This window comes from Buttiauxella sp., assembly GCF_035271705.1.
Classification (GTDB): Bacteria; Pseudomonadota; Gammaproteobacteria; order Enterobacterales; family Enterobacteriaceae; genus Buttiauxella.
The window spans coordinates 26,979-36,311 of record NZ_DATERI010000058.1 but is presented as its reverse complement, the minus strand read 5'-3'; the positions used below and the strand labels follow the sequence as shown (position 1 = coordinate 36,311).

Here is a 9,333-nt window from a genome sequence, read left to right as displayed (position 1 = left end):
GTGTTGGATGGCCGTATTTCTCGGTTTCGCCGTGATCCAGAATGCTCATCACTTTGAAGTTCATCTGGCCGATTTCCATCGAGCATTCCAGCAATGCACCCATATCTGCCGGCCAAGTGCCGAGCCACGCCATAATTTTATGGTACTGGGCGTAAATGTCGTTGTCATACTGGCCGAGGACGTGGGCGTGTTCCATATAGGCTGCAGCACCTTTGAGCCCGTACAGGCACAATAGGCGCAGGCCCAGAATATCTTCACCAATTTCTGCTTTATCGCGATTTGGTGCGAACTCAGCCGCCTGGCGTTGCAGGTCGCCTAAATCGTTGCTGACCAGTTGAAGTTCAGCCATGGGATTGGCGACAGTCAACTGTGGGTTAATGGCATGGCTGCGTGCTTTCAGGCTTTCACGCAGCGCGATAGCTTCTTGTGCGTAACCGACAATACGTGGCGAATCGAAGTTAACGTTTGTAAGGGTAGAGAAGAAAGCGCGTGGCGCAAAGTTGTCGATTTCATGGTCGATAATGCCGACGTCGCGTGCGGCAATGGCCCATGCAGACAGTCCCTGTAATGCGGCAATCAGCAGGTCCTGGAGGTCAGATGTTTCGGCAGTTTTGCCACACATACCCTGAGCGTAAGAGCAGCCGTTGCCCGCAGGGGTGCGGATTGTTTGTTCACATTGCACACAAAACATAATCGTACCTTTTAAAGTTATATTTGATATACATGTTTGAGATTATGCTCAGTGCTGCACCGGGAAAAGGTATTTTTTATGCAACTTAAAAGGATATTGATTTAGCGCAATTTTGGCGGTAGGAATCTACCGCCAATGAGGTATCAGGAAGCGAACAATGCCATTAACAGCGGAGTCAGTAAGCTGAGGATAAAGCCGTGGACAATTGCCGCAGGGACAATTTCCAGACCACCGCTGCGCTGAAGAACCGGGAGCGTGAAATCCATAGATGTTGCGCCAGACAACCCCAGAGCGGTTGAGCGGCTACGGCGCACCAGGCCTGGAATCAACATGATGGCAATCAGTTCTCGTGCTAAATCATTGAAGAATGCCGCACTGCCAATGACTGGGCCGTAAGATTCCGTCATCAAAATACCGGAAAGCGAATACCAACCGAAGCCTGACGCCATGGCTAAGCCAGCTTTAATCGGCAAATCGAGAATAAAGGCATTGATAACACCGCCTGCCAAAGAGCTCAGTGCGACGACCACTGCGACAATCATGCCCCGCCGATTTAACACGATCTGCTTGAGTGTCATGCCACTATTACGCAGTTGGATCCCCACCAGTAATAGCAGGAAGATGAGCGTGTATTCGCTGGCATCAGTGGCGTGGTGCAGAATCGGCCATCCCGCTAGCCCGAGTGCAAATCCTGCCACGACGACCGCACAGAGTTTTAGCGACTCCAGTGCCATCGCAACACGCGACGGGAGCTTTTCTTGCTGGTGGTTGTGCTGCCACGGTATGGCACGTTCTAGCCAAAGCAGCGCTGCTGCATTACATAGCAGTAACACGACAACACTCACCGCCGCGTATTGAAATATCGCCAATAAGTTACTGGCCAGGTTATCGAGAAATGCGAGGCTGATACCCATGAAAAATAGAATGACGTAAACAATCCAGCTCAGCAGACGATTAATTAGCTTGAGCAGGCTGGTTTGTTTTAAAGGAATGAGATAACCGACGATCAACGGTACTAAAATAATTAACAATCCCGAAAACATGGTAGGGACAATCCTTGCAAAAAAAGTAGCGGCGCCTGTCACACTACCCAAAGAACGGGAATCAGTAAAGCTACGAAAATTTAGGATTTTTATGCAGAGATAAGCGCCAGGGGAAACACCGGGAATTGGGTTCACGGAGGGATGCCAAACCCGGTGGTCACCCCGGATATCTTGCTAACGGTGTAATGAATGAGGGGAAACACCGGGAATTGGTTCCCGGAGGGACGCCAAACCCGGTGGTCGCCCCGGATATCTCGTTCTTAAACTAACGGGGTTAACTCTAAGTCATTAAATTAGTTGCGTTTTTCTAACAAAGTGCGGTAGATAACCCCACCCAGGATACCGCCGATGATTGGCATAACCCAGAATAACCACAATTGTTCTAACGCCCAACCCCCCTGGAAAATAGCCACAGCTGTACTGCGCGCTGGGTTCACCGAAGTGTTGGTAACGGGAATACTAATCAGGTGAATCAACGTTAGAGCCAGGCCGATAGCAATAGGGGCAAAACCGGCTGGGGCAAACTTATCTGTTGCACCATGAATAACAATCAAGAAGCCGCAGGTTAATACGATTTCAATAACAATTGCTGACAACATGGAATAATTTGCTGGCGAATGTTCGCCAAAGCCATTTGAAGCAAAGCCACTTGCCGCTGCATCAAAACCACTTTTACCGCTGGCAATTAAATAGAGAATACCGGCTGCAACGATACCGCCAATGACCTGTGCAACAACATAACCAATGACTTCTTTTGCCGGGAATCGACCGCCAGCCCATAAACCCAGAGTCACTGCAGGGTTAAAATGACCACCGGAAATATGACCGACTGCATAAGCCATGGTTAATACGGTTAAACCAAAAGCTAATGAAACGCCCGCAAAACCTATCCCTAATCCCGGATAAGCCGCAGCGAGCACCGCGCTACCACACCCGCCAAATACCAACCAAAATGTACCGAAAAATTCTGCTGCTAATTTCCTAAACATAACCACCTCTGCTTTCTAAAAAATCGAATTTCGGGCCAGTTATATCCTTCATGGTTCAAGTTGCAGAAACGTTGAGTGGAATCCATTCGCCTAAGCCTCACGGTAAGGTACGTGAGTGGGGGCTTATGGGTTGATCACGTTACTGTAACTGAAGTTATTTTGGATATTTTTAATGCTTGCCCGCTTATTTTTGTTACAACCATAATAAACATAATGTTATAAATAAAAGAGCAGTAATATTAAGGAGTTGGCTAAAAAATAACGAATTAATTAAATCCTCACAAATGGACTTGTGGCAATGAGATACCATTGTTTACAAGGGTATATACATTTCGAAGTATAGAAGATTTTTTAAGGGTTAAGAATCTTCTTGTGTTGATCGCATTTTATGTCAACCAAATGAATAATAGATAATTATGACAATTTGAGTCGATTTTTATTACATGTATTTTTGAATGGGAAGAGCCTTCCTTCTCCCGCTATACTCGAGGTATGCAGTCAGGTTCGGGTAGATAAAGGAAAGCATCACCAATCTGGAGGGATTATGTTTCTTGAACGAGTGGAAATCGTCGGATTCAGAGGGATTAACCGTCTTACGTTAATGCTTGAGCAAAATAACGTGCTGATTGGCGAAAACGCATGGGGTAAATCCAGCCTGTTAGATGCATTAACGCTATTGTTGTCACCGCACCAAACGCTCTATCACTTCAATCGTGATGATTTCTATTTCCCGCCAGGGGACTTACAGGGTCGAGAGCATCATTTACATATTGTCCTGACCTTTCGGGAAACCGCACCAGGCCATCATCTTGGGCGACGTTATCGTTCGCTTGCACCGGTATGGGTTGTAGGCGAGGGTGGTTTTCATCGCATTATGTATCGTCTGGTGGGTGAACTTGCGCAAGACGGCTCTATTCTGACGCTGCGCAGCTTCCTTGATGATAAAGGTCGTGCTATTGAACTGGATGACATCGATAATTTAGCGCAGCAAATCGTTCGCCTCAATCCCGTGTTACGTTTGCGTGATGCGCGTTTTATGCGCCGCTTACGTAACGACAGTATTCCCGCCATGCCAGAAACCGAAATGACCGCTCGCCAGCTCGATTTCCTGGCGCATGAACTTGTCTCGAGCCCGCAAAATCTCACTGATGCGCAACTGAGGCAAGGTTTGTCGGCGATGGTGCAATTGCTTGAGCACTACTTTTCTGAGCAAGGCGCCTCTTCGCATCAACGTTTGTTACGTCGCCGCTCGCACGACGAACAACGAAGCTGGCGTTATCTCGATATCATTAACCGCATGATAGACAAACCCAACAGCCGTACACATCGCATGATTTTACTGGGGATGTTCTCAACGCTGTTGCAGGCAAAAGGCAGCGTTGCGCTGGATAAAGACGCGCGCCCACTTTTACTGGTGGAAGACCCAGAAACACGTCTGCACCCGATCATGTTATCGGTAGCCTGGCATTTGCTAAACCTGCTGCCACTGCAAAAAATTACCACCACCAATTCTGGCGAGCTGTTGTCGCTCACGCCAGTCGAGAACGTTTGTCGCCTGGTGCGTGAATCGTCAAAAGTTGCGGCATGGCGCCTCGGCCCCGGAGGCATGAATGCGGAAGATAGCCGACGCATCGCGTTTCATATCCGATTTAACCGCGCATCCTCGTTGTTTGCCCGCTGCTGGTTGTTAGTGGAAGGTGAAACAGAAGTGTGGGTCATGAACGAACTGGCGCGCCAGTGTGGGCACCATTTCGACGCTGAAGGGGTGAAAGTTATCGAATTTGCGCAATCGGGCCTGCGCCCATTGATCAAGTTTGCACGGCGGATGGGAATTGAATGGCATGTGCTGGTGGATGGCGATGAAGCCGGGAAAAAATATGCGTCCGTCGTGCGTGGTATTCTGGAAAATGATCGTGATCAGGAACGCGAGCATCTCACGGCTTTACCTGCGATGGACATGGAGCATTTTATGTATCGTCAGGGGTTTGCGGATGTTTTCCATCGCGTGGCACAAATACCTGAAAATGTGCCGATGAATATGCGTCGCGTTATCGTGAAAGCTATCCATCGTTCCTCCAAACCCGATTTAGCCATTGAAGTGGCCATGGAAGCGGGGAGGCGGGGAGTGGAAGCCGTACCGTCGCTGCTGCGGAAAATGTTTTCGCGGGTGTTATGGTTGGCGCGTGGCCGGGCCGATTAGCCCGCTTATTGGCTCAAAGCTCCATTGTCCCGTTGCTAAAGAAAGAAACAATTGCCAGCCACTGAGTTGAGCTGTCTCTCTGAATGCGTTTTCGGCAATTGACGACATGATTGAAACCTCGTTGAGAAACATGAGGGTAATTTCACCCTTCGTTAATTTAACAGACGTTCAATCACAGCCTGGCTGGTTCGGGTTGGTGATTCTTGTTGATACTTTATTTAATTAGCCAGTTTGCTTGCAGGATACTTATGAGATTCAAGGGAAAAATAAAAAAACGGTATTGGCTTCTGGGCCTGTTGGTAGTGCTGTTGGGCGTTTGGCTTTGGAAATTTCTCAACGCGCCAGCGCCAGTTTATCAGACCATGATTGTACGCAAAGGCGAATTGCAACAAAGCGTGCTGGCAACCGGGAAGTTGGATGCGTTGCGTAAAGTTGATGTCGGTGCTCAGGTGAGTGGGCAGTTGAAAACGTTGTCGGTGAATATCGGCGATAAAGTGAAAAAGGATCAGTTGTTAGGGGTTATCGATCCCGAACAGGCACAAAACCAAATTAAGGAAGTTGAGGCAACCTTAATGGAATTGCGCGCTCAGCGGCGACAGGCCGTGGCGCAAGCGAAACTTGCGCAAGTGACGTTGAATCGCCAAAGAGCACTCGCCAAAACTCAGGCGGTATCGCAACAAGATCTCGATACTGCGGTGACCGATCTTGAAGTGAAACTGGCACAAATTGGAACTATTGACGCGCAAATTAAACGCAATCAGGCATCTTTAGATACCGCCAAAACCAACCTCGATTACACGCAAATTGTTGCGCCAATGGCAGGTGAAGTGACTGAAATTACGACCAAACAAGGCCAGACGGTGATAGCTGCACAGCAAGCGCCAAACATTCTGACGCTTGCTGATCTCGGTACTATGCTGGTGAAAGCACAGGTTTCTGAAGCTGACGTTATTCATCTTAAACCGGGTCAAAAAGCCTGGTTTACGGTACTTGGTGACCCTTTAACGCGTTATGAAGGGCTGTTAATCGATATTTTGCCAACACCGGTGAAAGTGAACGATGCGATTTTCTATAACGCACGTTTTGAAGTCCCGAACCCGCAAGGGGTGCTGCGCCTGGAAATGACCGCACAAGTTCATATTCAGTTGGGTGGCGTGAAAAATGTATTAACCATTCCACTCGCGGCACTCGGCGAACCCGTTGGCGATAGCCGTTACAAAGTGTCGATTTTACGCAATGGCGAAACCCGCGACCGTGAAATTACCATCGGTATGCGTAACGATACCCAGGTGCAAGTGGCGACAGGTCTCACCGAAGGTGAAGAAGTGGTTATCGGGAAAACGACTGCTGAGGGCACACCATGACGGCACTGCTTGAGCTGCGAGATATTCGCCGTAGCTATCCGTCGGGGGACGAACAAATTGAGGTGCTAAAAGGCGTTAATATCACTATTGAAGCCGGCGAGATGGTAGCGATTGTCGGGGCTTCGGGCTCGGGTAAATCGACGCTGATGAATATTCTCGGTTGCCTGGATAAACCGAGCAGCGGCGGCTATAAAGTCGCCGGAAGAGATATTGCTTTGCTCGACAGTGACGCGCTGGCCACTTTACGCCGCGAACACTTTGGTTTTATTTTCCAGCGCTATCATTTGCTCTCGCATCTGAATGCCACGCAAAATGTGGAAGTCCCCGCGGTGTATGCAGGAACGGCGCGCGTTTATCGCCAGCAACGGGCACGTGCTTTGCTGATGCGTCTTGGGCTTGCAGAACGCGTCGATTACCTGCCTTCACAGCTTTCTGGCGGCCAGCAGCAGCGTGTCAGTATTGCGCGCGCCCTGATGAATGGTGGGCAGGTGATCCTCGCCGATGAACCGACAGGTGCGCTGGATAGCCATTCGGGGGAAGAAGTGATGGCGACCCTCAAGCAACTGTGTGCACAGGGCCATACCGTCATCATTGTGACCCACGATCCCTCTATCGCCGCACAGGCGCAACGCGTGATTGAAATTCGTGACGGCGAAATCATCAGTAATCCTCCGTCAGTGCGTCAACCACCGGTTGCACACAAAGAGCTGAATACCCAACCGGTTAACTCCGCCTTTCAGCAAACCATCAGCAGTTTCCGTGAAGCGTTCACTATGGCCTGGCTGGCTTTGGCTGCCAATAAAATGCGCACGCTGCTGACAATGCTTGGGATCATTATTGGAATCGCGTCGGTGGTATCGATTGTGATTGTTGGAGATGCGGCAAAACAGCTGGTGCTGCAGGACATTCGCTCCATTGGTACCAACACCATTGATGTCTATCCCGGCAAAGATTTTGGCGACGACGATCCTCAGTATCAGCAGGCGCTGAAACACGATGACCTGGCGGCAATCAGCCAGCAACCGTGGGTCAGTTCTGCGACACCCTCGCTTTCGAGCAATTTACGTGTGCGCTACGGCAACGTGGATGCCGCTGTGAGTGTAAACGGAGTCAGTGGTCAGTATTTTAACGTCTACGGCATGACCTTTAGTGAGGGCAAAACCTTTAACGATGAGCAGCTGGCGGGACGCGCGCAAGTCGTTGTGTTGGATAGCAACACCAAACGGCAGCTTTTCCCGGATAAAGCTAAAGTGGTCGGTGAAATTGTGTTGGTGGGGAATATGCCCGCAACCGTGATTGGTGTTGCCAAAGAGAAGCAGTCGATGTTTGGCAGCAGTAAGATCCTGAGAGTCTGGTTGCCTTATAACACAATGGCTGGCCGCGTGATGGGGCAAAGCTGGCTGAACTCCATCACGGTACGTGTTAAGGAAGGCTATAACAGCCATGAAGCCGAGCTGCAACTCAATCGTTTATTGCAGCTACGTCACGGTAAGAAGGATTTCTTCACCTACAATATGGATGGTCTGTTGAAAACGGCGGAAAAGACCACACGTACTCTTCAGCTGTTCCTGACATTGGTGGCGGTGATTTCGTTACTGGTGGGGGGGATTGGCGTGATGAATATCATGCTGGTATCGGTCACTGAACGTACCAAAGAGATCGGTATCCGCATGGCGGTGGGAGCCAGAGCCAGCGACGTATTGCAGCAGTTTTTGATAGAGGCGATATTGGTTTGTTTGGTGGGGGGCGCGTTGGGGATTTCGTTATCTCTGTTAATTGCCTTCACTTTACAATTGGTATTGCCCGGCTGGGAAATTGGTTTTTCACCCATCGCTTTGCTCACCGCATTTGCCTGTTCGACCGCGACGGGAATTATTTTTGGTTGGCTACCAGCGAGAAATGCCGCGAGATTGAACCCTATTGATGCCCTTGCGCGTGAGTAGTTTTCGTCTGAGTATGACGTTGGGTTATGTACCCTAAATAATTCGAGTTGCAGGAAGGCGGCAAAAGAGAGAATCTCGATGAGCTTAGTAAACTCAGTGATTCGGGTGAACGAGAGCGACCAACGCATCTGCAACTTGAAGTATGAAGGGTATAAAAATGCCAGCTGATGGGCTGGCATTTTGACTTGGGGATGTACACAATGAAACAAAAGGGTCAGGCGACCGCTGCTGCTTCGAGTTCCAGAGGCACAATCAAACTGGCGTGATTGCCTTTTGGCCCCTGATGTACATCAAACCTGACAATTTGTCCGGCTTTTAGCGTTCTGTAACCATCCATCTGAATGGTGGAGTAATGAGCGAAGATATCTTCGCCGCCGCCTTCAGGGCAGATAAAACCGAACCCTTTGGCGTTATTGAACCATTTAACAGTACCCGTCTCCATGCTTCTACATCCTTCGTAAATCTTATAATTGAGATGGAATGAACCGGTGGTGTGAGGGTAGGCTGGTCAAAACCTCACCAGATCACGCTTGTACAATGTAGATAATTTAACCATGTCGTCAAGCGTTGCACGGGGGGGTAAGAATGAAAATGAATCAAAAATTTGAAGCAGTTAACGCTATTGTGATTAATGTGACAGAACTCTCGAAAGCGAATATCTGTCCCTTTTGAACACGATGAGTCACGTTAACTGAAAGCGTATTACACTCAACCTATGGGCTTCGCCTTAATGACAATGGGCGATTAAACATGATGACGATTTGCAATGGGTAAGACGAACGATTGGTTGGATTTTGACCAGCTGGTGGGTGAAAAACTGCGCGAAGCGTTGAAACCACCCTCGATGTATAAGGTTATGTTAATGAACGATGACTACACGCCGATGGAATTTGTTATTGACGTGCTGCAAAAGTTCTTTTCTTATGATGTAGAACGTGCGACGCAATTGATGCTCACTGTGCACTATCAGGGTAAAGCTATCTGTGGCATTTTTACTGCAGAAGTAGCGGAAACCAAAGTCGCGTTAGTGAACCAGTATGCAAGGGAGCATGAGCATCCGCTGCTGTGTACGCTAGAAAAAGCCTGAATAAGGCAAAATTTGG

General features: G+C 49.0%; 7 protein-coding genes and 1 pseudogene. 4 read left to right on the top strand and 4 right to left on the bottom strand.

Annotated features, from left to right (window positions below):
- The 3 genes and pseudogenes from VJY99_RS05070 to aqpZ all read right to left on the bottom strand — a co-directional run.
- Positions 1-691 (bottom strand): annotated as a pseudogene (locus VJY99_RS05070) (hydroxylamine reductase); the annotation flags it as partial.
- Between the two features lie 143 nt (positions 692-834).
- Positions 835-1,734 (bottom strand): lysine exporter LysO family protein, encoded by a 900-nt coding sequence (locus VJY99_RS05065; protein ID WP_324116922.1) that lies wholly within the window; start codon positions 1,732-1,734, stop codon positions 835-837.
- A gap of 293 nt (positions 1,735-2,027) precedes the next feature.
- Positions 2,028-2,723, bottom strand: coding sequence for an aquaporin Z (gene aqpZ / locus VJY99_RS05060; protein WP_324116920.1), 696 nt, complete (start codon positions 2,721-2,723; stop codon positions 2,028-2,030).
- 544 nt (positions 2,724-3,267) lie between these two features.
- Between aqpZ and VJY99_RS05055 the strand changes: the two genes are divergently transcribed.
- The 3 genes from VJY99_RS05055 to macB all read left to right on the top strand — a co-directional run bounded on the left by VJY99_RS05055 (position 3,268) and on the right by macB (position 8,230).
- Positions 3,268-4,923 (top strand): ATP-dependent endonuclease, encoded by a 1,656-nt coding sequence (locus tag VJY99_RS05055; protein ID WP_324116918.1) that lies wholly within the window; start codon positions 3,268-3,270, stop codon positions 4,921-4,923.
- 248 nt (positions 4,924-5,171) lie between these two features.
- The gene (gene macA, locus VJY99_RS05050; RefSeq protein WP_324116916.1) at positions 5,172-6,287 is read left to right on the top strand and encodes a macrolide transporter subunit MacA; all 1,116 of its coding nucleotides are present in this window, start codon (positions 5,172-5,174) and stop codon (positions 6,285-6,287) included.
- On the top strand, positions 6,284-8,230 hold the full coding sequence (gene macB, locus VJY99_RS05045) for a macrolide ABC transporter ATP-binding protein/permease MacB (protein ID WP_324116914.1): 1,947 nt from the start codon (positions 6,284-6,286) through the stop codon (positions 8,228-8,230). Before macA ends, macB begins: the two co-directional genes overlap by 4 nt.
- Before the next feature lie 214 nt (positions 8,231-8,444).
- On the opposite strand, the gene cspD is transcribed toward macB, so the two are convergent.
- Positions 8,445-8,672, bottom strand: coding sequence for a cold shock-like protein CspD (cspD, locus tag VJY99_RS05040; protein WP_183270896.1), 228 nt, complete (start codon positions 8,670-8,672; stop codon positions 8,445-8,447).
- A gap of 324 nt (positions 8,673-8,996) precedes the next feature.
- Between cspD and clpS the strand changes: the two genes are divergently transcribed.
- Positions 8,997-9,317 carry an ATP-dependent Clp protease adapter ClpS gene (gene clpS, locus VJY99_RS05035; protein WP_324116911.1) on the top strand — a complete coding sequence of 107 codons (321 nt, stop codon included), beginning with the start codon at positions 8,997-8,999 and terminating at the stop codon, positions 9,315-9,317.
- The last annotated feature ends 16 nt before the right edge of the window (positions 9,318-9,333 follow it).

Excerpts from the sequence above, each read along its gene's own strand:
- VJY99_RS05065 (WP_324116922.1), bottom strand. The coding sequence starts at position 1,734 with ATGTTTTCGGGATTGTTAATTATTTTAGTACCGTTGATCGTCGGTTAT.
- aqpZ (WP_324116920.1), bottom strand. The coding sequence starts at position 2,723 with ATGTTTAGGAAATTAGCAGCAGAATTTTTCGGTACATTTTGGTTGGTA.
- VJY99_RS05055 (WP_324116918.1), top strand. The coding sequence starts at position 3,268 with ATGTTTCTTGAACGAGTGGAAATCGTCGGATTCAGAGGGATTAACCGT.
- macA (WP_324116916.1), top strand. The coding sequence starts at position 5,172 with ATGAGATTCAAGGGAAAAATAAAAAAACGGTATTGGCTTCTGGGCCTG.
- macB (WP_324116914.1), top strand. The coding sequence starts at position 6,284 with ATGACGGCACTGCTTGAGCTGCGAGATATTCGCCGTAGCTATCCGTCG.
- cspD (WP_183270896.1), bottom strand. The coding sequence starts at position 8,672 with ATGGAGACGGGTACTGTTAAATGGTTCAATAACGCCAAAGGGTTCGGT.
- clpS (WP_324116911.1), top strand. The coding sequence starts at position 8,997 with ATGGGTAAGACGAACGATTGGTTGGATTTTGACCAGCTGGTGGGTGAA.